Source organism: Methanocorpusculum vombati (genome assembly GCF_026891935.1).
GTDB classification, from domain to species: Archaea; Halobacteriota; Methanomicrobia; order Methanomicrobiales; family Methanocorpusculaceae; genus Methanocorpusculum; species Methanocorpusculum vombati.
In genome coordinates, this window is the sequence record NZ_JAPTGC010000001.1 from 60,998 (window position 1) to 78,965 (window position 17,968).

The 17,968-nt window shown below is 52.3% G+C and carries 19 protein-coding genes; 7 read left to right on the forward strand and 12 right to left on the reverse strand.

Annotation, left to right across the window (positions count from 1 at the left end):
* Positions 1 to 13 precede the first annotated feature (13 nt).
* Entirely contained in the window at positions 14 to 529 is a 516-nt protein-coding gene (locus O0S09_RS00330; protein ID WP_268921880.1) for a GNAT family N-acetyltransferase, read from the reverse strand.
* Between the two features lie 290 nt (positions 530 to 819).
* Here O0S09_RS00330 and O0S09_RS00335 point away from each other — a divergent pair, with 290 nt between their 5' ends.
* From O0S09_RS00335 to O0S09_RS00345, 3 genes are all read left to right on the forward strand, one after another.
* Positions 820 to 2,865, forward strand: a complete 2,046-nt coding sequence (locus O0S09_RS00335) for a M13-type metalloendopeptidase (protein ID WP_268921881.1) — start codon at positions 820 to 822, stop codon at positions 2,863 to 2,865.
* 478 nt (positions 2,866 to 3,343) lie between these two features.
* A complete protein-coding gene (locus O0S09_RS00340; RefSeq protein ID WP_268921882.1) occupies positions 3,344 to 3,943 on the forward strand; it encodes a LytS/YhcK type 5TM receptor domain-containing protein in 600 nt (199 codons plus the stop codon).
* 64 nt (positions 3,944 to 4,007) lie between these two features.
* Positions 4,008 to 5,324 (forward strand): uracil-xanthine permease family protein, encoded by a 1,317-nt coding sequence (locus tag O0S09_RS00345; protein ID WP_268921883.1) that lies wholly within the window; start codon positions 4,008 to 4,010, stop codon positions 5,322 to 5,324.
* Between the two features lie 169 nt (positions 5,325 to 5,493).
* Here the strand turns inward: O0S09_RS00345 and O0S09_RS00350 are convergent, their stop codons facing one another.
* The 7 genes from O0S09_RS00350 to O0S09_RS00375 all read right to left on the reverse strand — a co-directional run bounded on the left by O0S09_RS00350 (position 5,494) and on the right by O0S09_RS00375 (position 9,605).
* Positions 5,494 to 6,261, reverse strand: a complete 768-nt coding sequence (locus O0S09_RS00350; protein ID WP_268921884.1) for a winged helix-turn-helix transcriptional regulator — start codon at positions 6,259 to 6,261, stop codon at positions 5,494 to 5,496.
* 61 nt (positions 6,262 to 6,322) lie between these two features.
* Positions 6,323 to 7,381: a chymotrypsin family serine protease gene (locus O0S09_RS00355; protein WP_268921885.1), complete on the reverse strand. Its 1,059-nt coding sequence runs from the start codon at positions 7,379 to 7,381 to the stop codon at positions 6,323 to 6,325.
* A gap of 278 nt (positions 7,382 to 7,659) precedes the next feature.
* The gene (locus O0S09_RS00360; protein WP_268921886.1) at positions 7,660 to 7,869 is read right to left on the reverse strand and encodes a hypothetical protein; all 210 of its coding nucleotides are present in this window, start codon (positions 7,867 to 7,869) and stop codon (positions 7,660 to 7,662) included.
* On the reverse strand, positions 7,826 to 7,933 hold the full coding sequence (locus tag O0S09_RS09995; RefSeq protein ID WP_342765825.1) for a hypothetical protein: 108 nt from the start codon (positions 7,931 to 7,933) through the stop codon (positions 7,826 to 7,828). Before O0S09_RS09995 ends, O0S09_RS00360 begins: the two co-directional genes overlap by 44 nt.
* Positions 7,934 to 7,996: 63 nt before the next feature.
* Positions 7,997 to 8,554 carry a flavodoxin family protein gene (locus O0S09_RS00365; protein ID WP_268921887.1) on the reverse strand — a complete coding sequence of 186 codons (558 nt, stop codon included), beginning with the start codon at positions 8,552 to 8,554 and terminating at the stop codon, positions 7,997 to 7,999.
* A gap of 118 nt (positions 8,555 to 8,672) precedes the next feature.
* Positions 8,673 to 8,861, reverse strand: coding sequence for a DnaJ domain-containing protein (locus tag O0S09_RS00370; protein WP_268921888.1), 189 nt, complete (start codon positions 8,859 to 8,861; stop codon positions 8,673 to 8,675).
* 45 nt (positions 8,862 to 8,906) lie between these two features.
* Complete coding sequence (locus O0S09_RS00375; RefSeq protein ID WP_268921889.1) at positions 8,907 to 9,605, reverse strand: peroxiredoxin; 699 nt, start codon at positions 9,603 to 9,605, stop codon at positions 8,907 to 8,909.
* 221 nt (positions 9,606 to 9,826) lie between these two features.
* Between O0S09_RS00375 and putP the strand changes: the two genes are divergently transcribed.
* Together putP and O0S09_RS00385 are read left to right on the forward strand one after the other, a co-directional pair.
* The gene (putP, locus tag O0S09_RS00380; RefSeq protein WP_268921890.1) at positions 9,827 to 11,389 is read left to right on the forward strand and encodes a sodium/proline symporter PutP; all 1,563 of its coding nucleotides are present in this window, start codon (positions 9,827 to 9,829) and stop codon (positions 11,387 to 11,389) included.
* 445 nt (positions 11,390 to 11,834) lie between these two features.
* Complete coding sequence (locus tag O0S09_RS00385) at positions 11,835 to 12,071, forward strand: hypothetical protein (protein ID WP_268921891.1); 237 nt, start codon at positions 11,835 to 11,837, stop codon at positions 12,069 to 12,071.
* A 6-nt stretch (positions 12,072 to 12,077) separates the two neighbouring features.
* On the opposite strand, the gene O0S09_RS00390 is transcribed toward O0S09_RS00385, so the two are convergent.
* Positions 12,078 to 12,632, reverse strand: a complete 555-nt coding sequence (locus O0S09_RS00390; protein ID WP_268921892.1) for a DUF2812 domain-containing protein — start codon at positions 12,630 to 12,632, stop codon at positions 12,078 to 12,080.
* A complete protein-coding gene (locus O0S09_RS00395) occupies positions 12,629 to 12,946 on the reverse strand; it encodes a PadR family transcriptional regulator (RefSeq protein WP_268921893.1) in 318 nt (105 codons plus the stop codon). Before O0S09_RS00395 ends, O0S09_RS00390 begins: the two co-directional genes overlap by 4 nt.
* 140 nt (positions 12,947 to 13,086) lie before the next feature.
* On the opposite strand from O0S09_RS00395, the gene O0S09_RS00400 reads away from it, so the two are divergent.
* Both O0S09_RS00400 and O0S09_RS00405 read left to right on the forward strand, forming a co-directional pair.
* The gene (locus O0S09_RS00400; protein WP_268921894.1) at positions 13,087 to 14,112 is read left to right on the forward strand and encodes a type II glyceraldehyde-3-phosphate dehydrogenase; all 1,026 of its coding nucleotides are present in this window, start codon (positions 13,087 to 13,089) and stop codon (positions 14,110 to 14,112) included.
* 11 nt (positions 14,113 to 14,123) lie between these two features.
* Positions 14,124 to 15,311, forward strand: a complete 1,188-nt coding sequence (locus O0S09_RS00405) for a histidine phosphatase family protein (RefSeq protein WP_268921895.1) — start codon at positions 14,124 to 14,126, stop codon at positions 15,309 to 15,311.
* 259 nt (positions 15,312 to 15,570) lie between these two features.
* On the opposite strand, the gene O0S09_RS00410 is transcribed toward O0S09_RS00405, so the two are convergent.
* Entirely contained in the window at positions 15,571 to 16,008 is a 438-nt protein-coding gene (locus tag O0S09_RS00410; RefSeq protein WP_268921896.1) for a hypothetical protein, read from the reverse strand.
* The gene (locus O0S09_RS00415; protein ID WP_268921897.1) at positions 16,001 to 17,968 is read right to left on the reverse strand and encodes a DUF4118 domain-containing protein; all 1,968 of its coding nucleotides are present in this window, start codon (positions 17,966 to 17,968) and stop codon (positions 16,001 to 16,003) included. The genes O0S09_RS00410 and O0S09_RS00415 overlap by 8 nt, the downstream gene beginning before the upstream one ends.

The window sequence follows — 17,968 nt, forward strand, 5'->3', positions numbered from 1 at the left end:
ATTTTTTCAAAAATTATTTTTCCGCAGGATTCTCCCATGCAACCACACGGCTCCGCCGTTCAAAAAAGATCACATCCCGCCATGTCCCGTGCCGATCACAGCCGACCTTTTCCCGGTACCCCACAAGCCGGAAGCCGCACTTTTCATGCAGCCGGACGCTCGCCGCATTCCCCGATAAAATTCCGGACTGCAGCATCCAGATACCCTGCCGCTCCGACTCCACGATCAACGCATGCAGAAGAATCGTCCCCGCACCGTTTCCGGCACAGGTCTTCGTGATGTAGATACTCACCTCGGCAACTCCCGCATACACCGCCCGTGACGAGACCGGCATCAGAACCGCAAACCCGATCACCATACCCGAAACAACCGCAACGAGGCGGCAGACCGGCAGGTGTGACCGGTCCCACTCCGAAAAAGCCGGAACCTCCGGCTGAAACGTAGCAGTACCGGTATCGATCCCCTCCTGATAAATTCTGCTGACAGCACCCCAGTCTCCGGGCTCCATCTCCCGCACCGTCACGTCCATAGATACATCATCTAAATCGATCTCTCCCGCGTATATACCTTATGAGAAGAACAGTGCTGAAGAAAAGGGGGCGGAGGGGGACTCATGAAGGACCAAACCTCGGGTACTGTCAGAGGTCCGCAGCTCCTTGGGGTGTTACAAAATAAAATACGTCGCAGGGGGATATAAACCCCCGACCGCGCGTACTGAAAGTGCCCCAAACAGATTCGCTGCACCAAAACAGTTGTCCCGACAGACTACTCTTAAATAACAATCTGCCAAAGTATACGCTACTAATAACGGAAAGGAACATGAAAAAATTACTGACGGGACTCCTTGTCCTCTGCATACTCACCCTTGCAGCTGCCGCCGGCTGCATCACCGCACCACCTGATCAGGAGTACCTTGGAACACCCTGGATCAACAGCGATATCGTCGGAAACATTCCAAACGACCCCGGCAGACTGCAGGACGACTTCCATCTTGCAAGCAACCATCACTGGCTCAGCACGAGCAAAATCCCAAGCGGTGAAGCAGGCATCACTGCATTTGCCGAGCTTGAGATGCAGCATCAGGCAGAACTCCTGCGTCTGCTGAACAACATCACCACGCCGAAAACCCACGAGGAAGACCTCCTCCTCACCCTCTACAACTCCGTAAAAGACATGGACGCCCGAAACGCACAGGGCATGCAGCCGATTCTTCCGGAACTCTCCCGTATCAAAAATATCAGCACCCTTGACGAACTCTCCGCCTGGCTCACCGACAGCGGGTATCACCTCGCAAACCCTCTTGCCATCCTCACCGTCACCGTTGATCCGAAAAACAGCTCGGCCTACATCGTAGGAATCGATCCGATCGCACTCTCCCTCGGCAGTAAAGACGAGTACAAAAATCTTACCAAATCCGGGGAACAACTCAAACAGAACAACGACCATACCTACGAACAGCTCCTTATACACGCCGGATACTCCCAAGAGGAAGCTCAGGCACTCAACCGGGCGGTGTTTGCGGTCGAAGCACAGATCGCGGACGGCCGCCGCAACGCGTCCAACCTGACCGCCGAAAACCGCATCGATCTCATCTACAACCCGCGGACGCTCGAACAGCTCAGAGCCGAGTCTCCCGCCTACCCGCTTGCGGAGATCCTTACCGCAAAAGGATACGACAGGGGAAGCCCCTTCGTACTCAGTGAACCGCAGTGGCTCGCTGCTCTCAACGCCGCCTACACCGAAGAAAATCTCGAAGGACTCAAAGGACTGCTTATCCAGAACACGCTCAAAGAAACAGCCCAGTATCTGGATCAGAAATGCCTTGACATTTACAACGAACGAATCATCGCCAAGTACGGTATCAGCGGAACAAAAACTCCCGAACAGATGGCATACGACGCCATCAATACGAAACTCGGTGTTGCAACCGGCAGGGTGTATGCGGACGCCTACTTCTCCGAGGAGATCAAAACCGACATTACGGAAATGATCGAACGCATCCGTGAGACATTCAAGCAGCGGCTTACCCGCGCCGACTGGCTCACCAATGAGACCAGGGATGCAGCAGTCGAAAAACTTGATGCAATCACGATTAATGTCGGTTATCCGGAGATCTGGACCGACTACTCAGCCCTTGCACTCCGAAGCGCCGCAGAGGGGGGAAGTGCCGCAGAAAACATCCTCAAAATTGCCGAATTCGAAGCGGACCGCCAGAAACACAAGATAGGAACGACCGTTGTCAAAGGCGAATGGTCGGAGTGTATGCCGCAGGAGGTCAACGCCTTCTACAGTCCGGAGAGCAACTCCCTCAACATTCCGGCGGGAATTCTCGGCGGCGTCTTCTATGATCCGAACGGATCCTATGAGTCGCAGCTTGGCAGCATCGGTATGATCATCGGCCATGAGTTTACGCATGCTTTTGACACAACCGGCAGCCAGTACGACAAGGACGGAAACCTCCGGAACTGGTGGACGGACGCGGACCGGAATGCGTTCCGGAATCATACCGCAAAGGTTGCGGCATATTATGAAACCATTCTGCCGTACCCGGACCTGGGTGTGGACGGTGATATGACCATTGGTGAGACGGTGGCTGATCTCGGCGGCCTCGCCTGTATGATGGATATCGCAGGTACAATCGAAGGATTCGACTACGAAGAGTTTTTTACGTCCTTCTCGCACATCTGGCGAAAGATGTATCCGGAACAGATAGGCAGGATAATTCTGGAAACGGATGAACATCCGCCGGGATATGTGCGGACGAATGTAAACGTACAGCAGGTACAGGAGTTCTATACCACGTTTAACGTGACGGCAAAAGACGGCATGTATCTTGCACCGGAAGACCGGCTGGTCGTCTGGTAAACTGACGGAGAGCACCGATCCTCAGATCAAGCGTCCAATCCGCAGACGTATCGCCGGAATGACTCATCAGAACATAACAACCCCGGATGCGGCCTGAACAGTACCCGCGCCGCACAACAGAAACTTCAGCACAATCCTTGCGAAAAGAGTAGGTGAGGCAGGGACTCGTGAAGGACCAAAACCGCGGGTACTGTCAGAGGGCCGCTGTCTCGAGGGGTGTTACAAAATAGAATACGCCGCGGGGGGATATAAACCCCCGACCGCGCGTACTGAAAGTGCCTCATATCAGTTCTGGGACTTCGCATACAGATAAACCGAACTTGCCGTGACGTGCTCCTGCGGTGTTCCTGAAAAAAAGTAACAGACGAAAGGCATGCATTCCGCATTCTTCGTGAACAGATCAAAAATAAAAATGCCGACCCTCCCTTGAGCCAGAGTATAAATAGAAACATCACATCATAGTGATTTAGAGTAGATTATGGATCTTGTATCTCTTGGTTGTTTTCTTATCGTGAATCTTGGTCTTGCGGCATTGTCCGGCTATTACCTTGGAAAAACAAAACTGCTTGACAAAAACGGAGGCAGACTGACCGGATGGTTGCGAAGTCTCTGCGGAATTGTAATCTTCGGAATCATCTCAATTATCGGAACCCTGTCCGCGGTTGATGTAAACGGGGTTATTATGAACAACCGTGACAGCGCTCCGGTCTCTGCCGGCCTCTACTTCGGGCCGGTAATTGGTGTCGGGGCTGCGGCGGTGAGTGCACTCTTCCGGCTGACACAGGGGGGCATTACGATGATTCCCTGTAGTCTGGGAACTTTTTGCGCCGGATGCATTGCGGCGGCTGCGGGATACTACTTCCGGGATCGTCCCTCCCTCTGGCTTGCCGCCCTGATCGGTGTGGTCGCGGTTCTGGTACATTCGGTCCTGGTGATCTTCCTCAGCGAAGGAGGGCTCAGTGTCGGCTGGCAGATTGTCATGGAGACGCCGGCAGCGGCAGGATACGGAATCGTCGTGATTATCTCGATCATGCTGTTCTCCTGGCTCTACCGTTCCGCACAGGAGCGGACAGAATAATCCGCACCTCTTTTTTGGATCACATCCGCCGGCCTCATGCCTTATATCATGTAAACGCAAAGAAATGGTACAAATGTCCTTCCGCTACAACGTCAATGACCGCGTTCCCGTAAAGGAGATGGCAACCTCCGGCCTCATGTGGACGATCTGCTCCGCAGCATTCGTCATCATCTTTGCAAACGTTGTGGCAGGACTCTATAACGCGACCCCGGCGGAGGCGGTCTGGTACGCCCAGAAACTTCTCGTCATCACCGGCATTGCGGTAATCTTACAGGTTATTTTCGGCCACCGGCTCCCCGCGGTCTACGGCCCGTCTGCGATTCTGCTTACCGCGGCGGTTGCTGCGACCGACTTTGCCCCCGCAGCATTTTCCACCGCCCTTGTTCTCTGTGGTGCAGCCGGGATTGTGATCGCCCGCACCGGCCTTCTCACCAGAGTTGCAAAACTGTTTACGCCCCGCGTAATCGGAACCGTTCTGACCTTAATCCCGTTAACACTCGTCCCGACATTCGCCGGCCTCATCGCAAATCCGGACCAGCCGGGAAGCATGGCCGCAAAACTGATCTTCGCATTCGTGCTGCTGATTCTGATCTTCGCCCTCAACCATCACCTCAAAGGATTCTGGCGGGCGACCTTAATGCTGTGGGTGCTCGTCTTCGGAACGATTGCGGCCTTCGTCTGTTTTCCCGGAACCGCAGTCTCCTTTGATGCGGGCGGAAGCGTCCCTCTTACCGAAGGGCTGCTGCTCACCCCGATCGCCGCGCCCGGCGTCATCCTCTCGGTTTTCATCTGCTACATCGCCCTAATCGTCAACGATATAGGCAGCATCCGCGGCGTTGGGGAGGTAGCAAAAGTTCAGGCGGCGGAAACGGAAGGACAACTCCGCCGCGGCATTACCGTCACGGGCATCATGAACATGCTCTCCGGCGGTGCGGGCGTTCTCGGCGGCGTCAACTACTCGATCTCCTCGGGCATGATCCTTGACACAAAGAATGCAAGCCGCTACCCCCTGCTCGCCGCAGGCGCTGCGATGATCGTCTGCGCCGCAGTCCCGCCGGTGATCTCGCTTATCATCACGATTCCGACCGTGATTACGGGATGTCTCCTCATCTTCATCATGACCAGCCAGCTTTCCGCGGCGCTTGGCGTCCTGATAGAACATGAGGGAAGCGGAATGTTCTCCTTCAACAACGGCGTTGTGATCGGTTTTTCGATTCTTATCGCGGCAACATTTTCGTTTCTGCCGGAAGCAGCGGTTGCCGCAGTTCCGGCAGTCGTCCGGCCCGTGCTTGCAAACGGATTTGTCGCGGGAACGGTTGCGGTGATGCTCCTCGAACATGTGGTGTTCCGGGAAAAAAAGGAGAGGGGCAGTAACGCATGAGGCACGAAACAAAAATTACTGAAAGAACTGACATCAACAATACAATCTAAAAAAGATCGTGCCGGATCTATTTTCTTTTCTCTTTGAACGCAGACTCATCCATTTTCAATCCAAATTCTCCATGAAACTGCGGAGCAGAAATGATCTCCGAGAACAGTAATACGGATCATCAGACAATTTTTAAAAGAGAACGATATTTTTCCACAAATGAGGAGCTAACAGTGTAGCAGGTGATGTTCAGATTTTTTTCAAACGTTATCACCTGTAACCGTTGCAGCCGAGCAAGATGCCATCGAAGAGTGGTTATCGGAATGCCGGTAATTCTGCTGATCTGTTTTTGGGATATTCCCGGATATTCAAGGATTATGCCAAAGATCATCTGTCGGCTGTGGTTTTCAAGAAGTTTCCATGCGGGATCATCCTGCAGAGGTGAAGGGGTGCCTGCCGGATAGTAGCGCACGACTCCACCCTTACTCTTGCGTATTCTTTGTTCGGCAAGAAGTCGTTTTAGGTTGTAGGAGACTGAGCCGCGGGAAAATCCCGTGACTTTGATAAGATCAATCTGCCGCATACCGGGTTGTTCACGTAGATAGGAAAGAAGGATCATCGGGCGCGAGGCGGGATCCTCTGAGAGTTTACGATGCGTATAGAGAAAGAAGAACACAGATCCAGAGAAAAAGAGGGTAAGCAAAAGGGCTATTGCTTCCGCTATCCAGACGGGAACGTCGTGAATATTGAAGATATCTAGGACAAGAGACACAAAAGAGGGCTTGGAAAAATCAAAACCAATAATTTTGATAATCGGGTTTTCATCATCCTTGCCATCGGAAATAAGATCAGGGTCTCCAGGGGAAACAGTGATGCCGGAAAGTGGAAAGTGTACAACACCCTCTTGAGCAGCTGTAACTGAGCTGATGCTTATACAACTGATCAGCAAGAGGGCAATGCAAACTATTCTCAATACGGATATTCGAGGAGACATTAACGGCTGGTGATAATTATGTTGAACAGCTGCGAACCTGATACTTGTGTTCCAATAACCTCACAACGCCAGTACCCACTTTCAAGAGGCGAGGCTGAATACCCTCCAAAAATGGAAATGAACATCCACCCTTAATTTTCCCCTCAGAAGTAACTCCACTACTGCACTTGATCCATGATGCATCCACTTGAGATAATGAACGTGAGGTGACCGTACCTATGAAATTGTTTTCAGTTGAAGCATAAGGCTGGTATAGTCTCCATCCAACAGAATTCCCCTGTCCGCAGGTTACAACACCATAATTCCCAGATCCATCCTTTGCAGCAAATCCAATTGTACAGGAATACGGTGAATTTTCAGCATAAATACCCCTCCACAATGGACGTTGCCGATCCAGTTTGCTTCTCAATTCTGCATTTCCTTTCAAAATGAATACAATACTTGAATCTGGAGAAGTTATCCCTGAGTCCGTAATGATAGTAGCCTCAAGGAAAATTACAGGAATTTCAGTATTATAACCATTCATGGAGGCTATTTTCTGAATAAGGTTGTAAATATTTACCATATCCTGTTGGGAATGAGGATACAGAGTATTAATACGAACCTCAAGATATCCAGAACTACTTATACCATACCCTTGGAATGTTGTGTCAGTCAAACTCAGTATATCACCGATCGTTACATTAGCTATCACGAAATCTCCATTGTGATCATAATACTGAAAATCGGGAAGAACAAGATTTTTATAACGATCTGGATATCCGGATAACTTCTCCTTATTAGAACCAGTAAGGTGTAACCCGTCGTTCAGGAAGGATAGTGTGGGATCATAAAAGAATGTTTGAACTGTTCCCCAATCGGGAGGGAGGAAGGGGATAGCATTACCTGTATCTATCTTTACCAGGTCGTTGTACTCGTTTGACAACGTAACTGCTTCTTGAGAGGGAAGACCCAATACCACTTGCTGTTGGTCAATACTGAGATCACTTGGAGCTGCTGACACTGCTGAAACCAGGAAGGTTAGCATAAACATGCAAAACAACATCGACAGAAGATTTTTCCTGATTTTTTTCATACAATTCTCACCGAATAATTTTTCTTTCGTTAGTCATGCATTACCATGAAACATAATTCTCTAGGACCCCTTATCTCTAAAGAACTGAACAGGTCCGACTCTTCACAGTTCAAGAGATATGTATCAATTATCACGAGAAACAACATAAAGACTGTGAGCATCCCTTAGCATTTCAAAAATGTTCGTCACTGAAAAAAATTGAAAAAATTACCGGATAAAATTCGTCCACAGATGCTCCTCGTACTCCGGTGCCAAGCACTCCCGCATTTCTTCCCGCCTCAATGCACCGCAGCATCCACGCCATATTCTCCCCCAGCGTCCGCATAACCTGCAGCCCCTCCAGATCCTGCCGGACCTCGTCCGGAGTTGAACCGTGCACCCATATTCCAGTACTGCGACGACACAATCGGCATATTGCTGATCAGAAAGTACGTGTTCAAGCGATCAAACGCAGCCGTCGCCCCGCCCCGGCAGGCCCCGCATAGCATAGTACACCGGAGACCCCACAACAATTGCATCGTACTCGTCAAGGCGATCCAAAATTTCATTCACCGCATCGGGGAAAACGCACCGGCTCGTTTCGGCACCCTTCCCGCGATCGGATCAGCAGAACCCTCACACAATCGACCTCCCGAGCTCCTCCGCCACCGTGAGAACCGGCCTGCCGGCAATATCTCCAACGTGCATCACTCCGCCCGCAAGCACCATTCCTTTGTTCTTCCATCCGAGATTCTTCAGAAGACTCTGATAATAGCTCACCACCGGCGCAAAATTCTCCTCCGAAGCCTCCTCCGCAGGCATCAGCAGAACACACTCCTTCTGTGGCGTCCGGTACTCCGGATCACACTCCGTCACCGCAAACAAACGATCAAGCGCCGTCTTCAGCTGCGCCGTCACGCTCCAGTAGTACATCGGGGACGCAAACACCACAACATCCGCCGCGCGGTACACCGGATAAACTTCCTCCATCGCATCCTTCTGAACACACGGACTACTCGGATCCTTCCCGCCGCCGAAACAGCCGAGACACGGATGAATATCCATCTTCTGCAGATCAAACCGCGTAACAGAATGTCCCCCAGACTCCGCACCGCATACAAACGCATCAATCAGTACAGCCGTGTTTCCCTTCGGACGGGGACTGCCGTTTAAAATCAAAATCTTCTTACTCATAAATCATCAGCCTCTTCAACTTGGGTGAAACAGAACCGGGAAAAAATGGTTGCTGCAGAACACAAATACGCATCTTTCAGAACGATACCCGTGCAGGGAAAACGAAAAAGTTTGAGGATCAGAACTGCCTCTGTAAAAACTCAAAGGCCGCCATCACTTCGGCAAACTCTTTTCTGCGGAAGGGATTCGTCTCCGGATTGTACTTATCGCGAAGATCGCGGAACGCCTTTGCAGTCGTCGCAAAATCCGAACCCGCCGGAACACCGAGAATCGCATATGCCGCCTCGGTCGTCATCATCTCAACCATACTACTAACCTCTGGCTTCAAAAGAGAAAAAGCTTGAGGAAGGATCTACAGATCCTTCATCAGAAGATACCAGGTCTTCTTATCAGGGCCGGTCACCTTCTCGCGTTCCTCCATCTCCTTCTGGGTCTTTGGTGCCGGAACAATCACCTTGTCCCCCGGCTTCCAGTTTGCCGGCGTTGCAACATGATGCGTATCGTTCACCTGCAGGGCATCAATCACCCGCAGAATCTCTGCAATGCACCGGCCTGTCGTCAGCGGATAATAGATCATCGCACGAAGAATCCCTTTTGGATCAATAAAGAACACCGCACGGCAGGCAGCAGTCGAACTCATCGCCGGCTGAATCATACCGTACAGGGACGCAACGCCCGTATCCAGATCCGCAATAACCGGGAACGGCACATGAACGCCAAGCTTCTCTTCAATATCCCGTATCCATGCAAGATGCGAAGACGAACTGTCAACCGAAAGACCGATTAACGCAACGTTTCTCTTCTCAAACTCAGGGTACGCCTTCGAAAACGCTACGAACTCCGTCGTACAGACCGGGGTAAAATCTGCCGGATGGGAGAACAGCACGACCCACTTCTTGTCCCGGTAGTCGGACAGCTTGATCTCACCGTGGGTGGTTTCTGCAATAAATTCGGGGGCGGGTTCGCCGAGACGGGGCATCTCGTGATAGAAATCTCCGCATCCGCAGTCGTCATCGAATGCATCGCAGAGACAATTGGTATCGTCGCACATTTTTGTGGTTCACCTTGCATGTCTATTGCACCCTTGTGTGGATAAGGGTTCAGTTGACGGCAAAAAAATGCATTCGGATCGGAAAAATTGCCCAGAAGTCCGTGTAAGAGCACATATATAGCATGTTGACGAATTAAGTAGGTTGCAGTAACTTTGTGTATTTGTACCCGGCAGCCCGGTGTGGGGCAGGCGGGAGAAATACCACTGCCGGGGGAATATTTGTGTTAGACTGGAACTTAATCGGCATCGGAACAGCGTTTATCATCTATTTCGCTGCAATGATCTACATCGGGTTCTTCTACTTCAAGAAGACCAAAACCACAAGTGACTACGTGCTGGGCGGCCGCAAACTGCATCCGTTTGTTGCAGCAATGTCTGCGGAAGCATCCGACATGAGCGGATGGCTGCTTCTTGGTCTGCCGGGTCTTGCCTATGCAACCGGCATGTCCGCAGCCGGCTGGACCGCAATCGGTCTTGCAATCGGAACCTACCTGAACTGGCGGTTCATTGCAAAACGCCTGAGAATTTATACGCACAAAGCAAAGGACTCACTGACTATTCCCGAGTTCATCACGAACCGCTTCCGGGAAAAGAAAGGATTCATCACCGCGATCGCATCCATCTTTATTCTGATCTTCTTCATCGTCTACACCTCCGCCCAGTTCAAGGCGGGAGGCGTTCTGTTCAGCTCGCTGATGACGATCTACGGTGTTGATTTAAGCTCGTTCGGCATTGCAGACGCAGCCTCGCTCTACATTGCAGGCGTGCTGATCTGTGCACTGATTGTGGTCTGCTACACCTTTACCGGAGGATTCAAAGCAGTCTGCATCACCGACACCATCCAGGGACTGTTAATGCTGTTTGCCCTGATTCTTGTACCGCTCATCGCCTGCGTGATCCTGTTTGGCGAGGGGGCAAGCTTTGCCTCCATTGACCCGCAGATGTTCTCGCTGTTCCATGAGTATAATGCAGCAAGCGGTATCTTTGAGTTCGTCTCGGTCTTCACGATCGTGTCCGGACTTGCCTGGGGATTCGGCTACTTCGGCCAGCCGCACATTCTCCCGCGGTTCATGGCAATCGAAGATCCCGAAGAGGTGCCAAAGGCACGGATGGCCGCAATGGTCTGGGTAATTCTTTCCCTGTCCGCTGCAATCTTTGTCGGTCTCGTAGGCCAGCTGCTGTTCCCGAACCCCGCACTGGTCGGCGACTCGGAACAGATCTTTATTCAGATGACCGGCAGTGTGTTCGGTGCAATTCCGTTTATTGCAGGCATCATCTACTGCGGTATCCTTGGAGCCGTCATGAGTACGGCCTCCTCCCAGCTGCTGGTGGCATCCTCGGCAATCTCGCAGGATCTCTACAAGAACTTAATCAACAAATCCGCACCCGACCGGAGACTCCTGTGGATTTCCCGGGTGACGGTTCTGATCGTCTCCGCCATTGCAATCGTCCTCTCACTGGATCAGGCAAGCACGGTGTTCAACATTGTCTCAAACGCCTGGGCAGGATTCGGCTGCACGTTTGGTACGGTGATTCTCCTCGGTCTCTTCTGGAAACGGATGAACTGGCAGGGAGCACTCGCCGGAATCATTGTCGGAGGCGCGGTCTCGCTCGGATGGGGTACGTACCTGACCGCGGTTACCGGCCTCTATGAGATGGTGCCGGGCGTGATTGCAAGTCTGCTCGCAATTTACCTTGTCTCAAAGTTCACCGCCGAGCCGGAGAAGGAAGTCACCGACATGTACGATGAGTACGTGGCAGCAATCGGTGACCGGAGTACCTGAAAGACTCCTCCCTATTTTTTCAGATCTGTTTCGATCCCGCCGACCTGACGAGTGTTTGTCCACATTTTTCATGTACTGCGGGAGATCCCTATTCACCGGGGAAAAAATCATGAGTCTGCACCCTGGCAGTACTACCGGGATGTTACCTCTGATGCGAATCACACGAAACAGATGCCTGTGTCAACGCATATGCCGCGTATACATAAACCAAATAACACCATGGAAAAGAGCACCAAAACATATCCTTCAGCCGGACCTGACCACTGCATCCCTGTACCGGTCGGGGAGTAAGGCACCGGCTGAAGTTCGTCGCTGTCCCGCGAATTGCAGATGTATGAATTCCTCACGGGTCTGCGATTTTCCGAAACGATTCATGCTGTGTGACAGTTTTGGAGTAATATCCGGTGGCAGGGCATGCCAACAACATGGGTGTAGCAACGAAACCATGAAAAAGAAGACCTCCTTCTCTGGTGCCGGATGTACTTTTCGCGGTGCCGCAGATACACGGCCGCCGGATATTACAATCTATAATCTGGATGATGATATTAATAAATCTCTTGAGCATAAATTAGGTTTAGCTCAGAAACCCGTACTTCGTGACAGAGCACCACAGGGAAACGGGACACGTATCTGCCGTAAAAACATCATAATTCCGGACGGGAATAATCATCGCGCGGATTGAAAAAAATTATTCGTGAATATTCTGTTCAGCAGAAAGCTCCCGGGTTTTGGCACGCGGCGACCTTCCCACATAATAGAACAGACATCCAAGCACAAGAAAGATCGATCCAAACAGAAAGTTGAACAGCGGTTCGCCTGTTCCGGACACGAGCCGGTACAACCCGACACCAATGTTCACGGAGGAGGCAAAGATCTCAAGAAACGCCAGAACGTTCCAGAGAGTCGTAATGTTCTGGTAGTGATTCAGCGCAGAACGGGTATCCGTGTACAGATCAAACGGGCCGTCGGCGGCTCTCTTCCGCAGATACACCCACCGCAGATGCGTTGCAACACAGGCAATCCCCGCCCCTTCCAGAAATCCGAGATAGGCCATACTCTCCGGCTTTGACGGCAGATCTTCCAGCAGTTCTATTCGGTAGAGGTACTCGCCCGGCTCGCACTCCTCAAACACATACCGCCCCCAGGAATAACTGTACAGTGCAAAACCCTTTGCAGCCATTTTATTGAGCCATTTCTCCTCCTTTTCATAATTCCAGTAGAACTTCCAGATCACACTCTTCATAATTGCTCCATCATTTTTCCGTTTTCAATCAGTTCCCGCAGACGCAAAATCTCATTTTTCACCGCCGCACGACCGGCGGCGGTAATGATATACTCCTTCTTTCTCGACACCGCAGAGTCACCTGCAGATGCAATCCACTGCCGGTCCAGCAGGGTATTGATTGCACCATACAGTGTTCCCGCACCGAGATGTACCCGATCATTTGACATCTCGCGGACTTTCTGCATAATCCCGTACCCGTGCAGGGGAGAGTACAGCGACAGCAGAATATAGTACGCCGCCTCCGTCAGCGGGCCGTTTTCCGTAGGCTGCATAAGAGATTATCACCCGAAATTATTTCGTCTCCCGATATATCGGAATTCGTACTATAGATGTATCGGGAGCCGATATAATACTATCGGCAACGAAGTACTGGATACGCTTTTATGATACCGAAGAGAAAGCATACTGTATTATGATCAAGGTCGCAGTCAATGGCTACGGGACTATCGGAAAACGTGTGGCCGATGCAGTCTCCGCACAGCCTGACATGGAAATCATCGGTGTTTCCAAGACAAAACCCGGCGCAGAAGCATTTGTCGCAAAAGAGCGGGGATACCCGCTCTATATCGCAGACATCTCCAAAAAGGAAACCTTTGAAAAAGCAGGCATTCCGGTTGCGGGAAGTGTTGAGGAGATGATCCAGAAAGCCGACATTGTGGTCGATGCAACGCCCGGAGGCGTAGGTGAAGGCAACAAAGCGCTGTACGAAAAATACGGCAGAAAAGCCATCTGGGAAGGCGGCGAGGATCATGAGGTCGCGGGATTCTCCTTTAACTCCTCCTGCAACTACGCGGATGCAGTCGGCAGACAGTATGCCCGTGTTGTCTCCTGCAACACGACCGGACTTTGCCGGATCATCAACCTCATCGACTCGGCCTTCGGTGTCAAAAAAGTCCGGGCAACCATGGTTCGCCGCGGAGGCGATCCGGGCGACATCAAACGCGGACCTATTGATGCAATCGTCCTGAACCCGGTCACGATTCCCTCGCACCACGGCCCGGATGTCCAGAGTGTTTTGCCGCACATCAACATCGTCACCTCCGCCATGATCGTGCCGACAACGCTGATGCACATGCACTTCCTCAACATGGAACTGAAGAACCCGGCAACCAAAGAGCAGGTGATCGATCTGATTAAGGCACACTCGCGTCTTGGCTTAATCGAAAAGAGTACCGGCATCACCAGCACGGCACAGCTCAAGGAGTACACCTCCGATCTCCTTCGTCCGCGTGGAGACCTCTGGGAGAACGGTATCTTCAAGGACTCGATCTCCGTTCTTGACGGAACCGATCTCTATCTGTTCCAGGCAATCCATCAGGAAGCAGACGTTGTCGTGGAAACGGTGGACTGCATCCGGGCGATGGCGGGCAATGTTGCGTCCGCAGCCGAATCGATTGCGATCACCAACAAAGCGATCGGCCTGACGGCTATCCGCTAACTCTTTTTTGTATGGACTTTGACGATCTGATCATCAGCCCGGACGCAACGCATCACCTGTACTGCGGCAGCCCTATCTATGAACGCCGGTTTGACTGTGTCGGTCCGTTCTGTTTCCCGGGACTTGCCGCGGTCCGTGACGGAGAGGGAGCATACCACATAAATTTTCTCGGGGAGCCCGCATACAACGAACGGTACGCATGGACGGGAGATTTTTCCGAGGGTGTTGCGCCCGTCCAGAACCGGGACGGGCGGTATCTCTTCATCGATGAAGCGGGAAAACCCATCGCCTTTGAGACGTATCTGTATGCAACCGGATTTTCCGAAGGGTCCGCAGTGGTGTATCATGAAACACTTGGCGCAACCCACATTACCACCGCAGGAGAACTGCTCTACGGTGACTGGTACTACGATGCCCGCCCGTTTTCCGGGGGGAGGGCATACGTCCGCGATGAGAGAGGATGGCTTTTCATCAGTCCGGACGGATCGATCCTGGAACGAACCGGAGAACCCGCCGAACCGTTTCCGCTGTGCGGAACGGTCCGCTACATCCCGCCGGAAAATCCGATACCGGCAGTCCTGCGGGACACCGCGTGGGATGCGGCAGCAGTTCTGATGCGGCACGGGGAACGCGAACCGTTCATCAAAGGTCAGCCCGGTTCGACCAAGGTTCTCACGGCACGGGGAAAGCGGCAGTCGCGGGCCTTCGGCGCTGCGCTGCCGAAGGTACCGCTCCGGACATACGCAAGCCCGATGGTACGGTGTGTTCAGACCGGCGATGAAATTTTAGCCGGTGCAGGCGTTTCGGGTGAAACAAAAAAGAGTCTGATGCTGGGAACACCCAGCGCCTACGTTGCGGATGACGACATTGTCAGAGAGTTCTACGTCGTAAACCCGGTCAAGATCATGAGCCTCCGATACGTTGCGGGCGAGACACTGCCCGGCCACTATCCGGTCACGGAAGGAACACGGCGAATGTTTGATTTTGTTTCCGGTACACTTGCTGAAGGGGAGATCTCCGTCTGTGTGACGCATGACGCATGGATCGTTCCGTTTGTATCGATTCTGACCGGTTACGACTTCACCGACGACTGGCCGGGTTTTCTGGACGGCTGCATTCTGCTGCGCCGCGGCGGGGCATACTACCTCTGGTGGCGGGGGGAAGAACATCTGCTGGATCTCTCTCCTCTCCGTGAATAACACGCTGCATCCACTAACCCGGTATCTACCGGATAACTGCGTTTTTCCACGTCAACGAAGAACCTTACATATACCATTCCGGCATCCCATTGCGCAGGGTCGGTCCTTTTCAACGGAAAAGGAAGTCCCAGCAGACTCTTCCAGAGAGATCATACCAAGCGGACCGATACATCCCGCATGAGTACAGTAGATCACCCGATGATTTCCTTTTACCGCCACAGAAAAGATACGACAAAAATGGTGGAGAAGGGTATGCATCTTACTCCTCCCGGGAAATTCTTCCCATCGCAAGACCAGCAAGATCGGTAAAAATACCGAGAACACTGCAGACCTCCGGACTGATACCGTCCCCGGGGAAAAGGACGGCCAGTACTCCGCAGGTACCGGACAGACCGGAGATTGGCAGGAACCGGAACGAAACGGACGACAGTGTCCCGGTCCCAGCCCCAATCTCCGCACTGTTCTGAAATGCAAGAGCCGCAGCAGACATATCCGAATCAGGAACCGGAACTCCCGCAGTTGCAGGAACTAGCCCGGTACCGTCCGGAATCAGAACAACCGCATCCAGTCCGAAACTTTCCCGGACAGTGGAAACAACAGCTTCCGCAATCTCTGGTACATCTACAGCACATGCAAGTTTCTGGGACATTGTTTCCACAAAGAAACAATCCCGCATATGTTCAAGAACTTCAGACATCCGCATCTGCCTCCCGGAAAACTCTTCCCATCGCAAGGCCGGCAAGATCCGCAAATGCTGTCAGAATCCTGCCGGTATCCGGAGAAATAACACCATCTACATCCGTCGGACGGACGCCAAGAACACCAAGAACACGTTCCGGTGTCCTGATGGGGACAAAACGGAACGACGAGGAATGCAGTGTATCCGTATCATACCCGGCAACCTCAATGTTCATAAATGCCCAAAAGGCGACGGCCAGATCCTTTTCATCGATAACTGCACCATTCTCTACCGGAATCGGTACCAGTCCGGTACCTCCGGGAACCAGAACAATTGTTTCCCATCCGAAATTTTCCCGGACAGATGAGGTCAGTACATCGGCGACTTCCGAAACCATGGTAGTCCCGGCAAGCTTCTGCGACATCCGGTACAACATCGCACTCTCATGTTCACGACTGCGGGCAGCTGCCGCATCCTCCCGGGAACGGGCAATCAGCCGGCTCAGGACAATGCCGATCGCGAGCATCCCGCAGATCAAAACCATTCCTGACGGATCAAAGACGTGGAACGTATAGTACGGCTGAACGAGGAAGAAATCAAACACGAGAATACTCAGTACTGCAGAAAGAACCGCCGTCAAAAGACCGCGGCGGATTGCAGAAAGGATGACAACTGCAAAGAACAACAGAATGAGTGCTGACTCAGAGATGTAGGCTTTTGCAAACTCACCGACAAGAACTGCGGCTGCAACCAGCAGGATACTTTCCGCAATACCCGCAGCTGTCATCTCCGGCCTCAGAGACTCGCGGGATTTCGGTACATGTTTTTCGTACTCCTCATTCTGGCTGACGATATAGACATCAATATCCCCGCTTTTGTGAATGATATCATCCACAATAGAACCGAAAAGGAGTTCCTTCCAGCGGGGACGCAGCGTCTTGCCAAGAATGATACGGGTCACATTGTGTTTTTTCGCATAGGAAATAATCGCATCAGGAACCGAGAACGCAAACACGGTATCCGCCTTTGCCCCAAGACTTTCTGCAAGCTTCATTGATTTCCAGATCCTCTCCTTGTCCTCCTTGGGAAGGGCGCGGGTCTTGGGTGTCTCCACATACAAGACAGTCCAGTCCACATTCATGCGATCCGCCTGCCGGCGTGCAGTTCTGACCAGTCGTTCAGAAAACGGAGACGGACCAATGGAGATCAAAAGCCTCTCCGTTGCCGGCCAGGGACCCGGAATGGATCGGGTCTGCATGTAGGCAACCATCTGGCCGTCCACCTGTTTTGCGACTTTTCGCAGGGAAATTTCCCGGAGGGCATGAAGATTCCCCTCACTAAAGAATTTGCGGACCGCCTGTTCTGCCATCTCGGGTACATAGACCTTCCCGTCATGTAGCCGCTGAATCAGTTCTGCCGGAGGCAGATCCACGAGTTTAATCTCATCCGCCTCATCGATCACCCGGTCAGGCACCGTTTCATGTACCTGAATGTGTGTAATCTGGGCAACCACATCCCGCAGGCTGTCCAGATGCTGAATATTCAGCGTCGTATACACATCAATGCCGTAAGTCAGAATCTCCTCGACATCCATGTAGCGCTTCGTATGGCGTGAACCCGGCGCATTGGTATGTGCAAGCTCATCGATCAGAACAACCTGCGGTTTGTCCGCAAGAATCGCGTCCAGATCCGGCTCGTAAAGAAGGGTCGTCCTGTACTCGATTTTCTTCAGGGGAATCTGCGGAATTCCCGCAATAAGCTTCTGAGTTTCCGGCCGTTTATGGGCCTCAACGTATCCGATCCGGACGTCTACTCCTTCGCTGAGGAGCTGGTGGGCAGCCTTGAGCATCTCATAGGTCTTGCCCACCCCCGCCGCATAGCCGAGGAATATTTTGAGCCGTCCGGCTCCTTTCTTCTCCTCGGCCTTCTGCACATGGGAAAGCAGAGTGTCCGGATCCGGGCGTGTCTCATCTGTCAT